The sequence below is a fragment of the Serratia sp. LTN-2 genome (genome assembly GCF_059740205.1).
In genome coordinates this window covers 1,866-2,596 of record NZ_JCAXDO010000043.1, presented here as the reverse complement: position 1 = coordinate 2,596, position 731 = coordinate 1,866, and the positions used below count along the sequence as shown (strand labels likewise).

General features: G+C 58.4%; 1 protein-coding gene. It reads left to right on the top strand.

The window, feature by feature from the left end:
* Positions 1–217: 217 nt before the first annotated feature.
* Positions 218–731 (top strand): MbeB family mobilization protein (locus tag AC6BYQ_RS27865; RefSeq protein ID WP_498057866.1); only part of this gene is annotated, 514 nt, incomplete at its 3' end.

Here is a 731-nt window from a genome sequence, read left to right as displayed (position 1 = left end):
GTGACGCCGAACAGCCTGCCGAAAACGAAGCAGGAAGCCGCAGAAGCGATTACGGCGGGTTTGGCGCAGCTAGTAGTGGCTGGGGAGCTAAAAACGCGTGAGGACGTGATACAGGCGCTGGAAGGAGCTGGTTTTACGGTGGCCCGGGTAACCAAAAGCAGTATCAGCCTCGCCGACCCGGAGGGCGGGCGCAATTTACGGCTGAAAGGAGCGTTGTATGAGCAGTCTTTTAGATATGGCGAAGGACACCGAGAAGAAATTGAGCGCGCAGGCGAACGCTACCGAGCAGATGCTGAGGCGAGAGTTCAGCGAGCACGAACGGCGTGTGAGCGAGGCATTGCGCTCAAGCGAGCAGAAAATCAGCGCCGCCATAGCCGGACATACGGAGGGGATGAACGCGGTGCTGGAGTCGCACCGCCTGAACGTGTACCGGATGGTCAGGCGCAAATGGGTAAGTATCGTGATAACGACCGGGTTACTGGTCGGGATGTGCGGGGGATATTTGTGGAGCCTGAACGACGATATTCAGACGAGCCAGAGGGAACTCAACCGGCTGAACGCGGACATCGAGGCGCAGCGCGAGACGCTGGCGAAGCTGAACGCGAAGACGTGGGGCATGACGATGCAGGCGGACGACAAGGGAAAATTTCTGGTCCTACCGCCAGGGATGAAATTCGAAGGGCAGCCCGGACTGATTTACTGGAAGGGTACGAATCGATACGCGGTGAGAT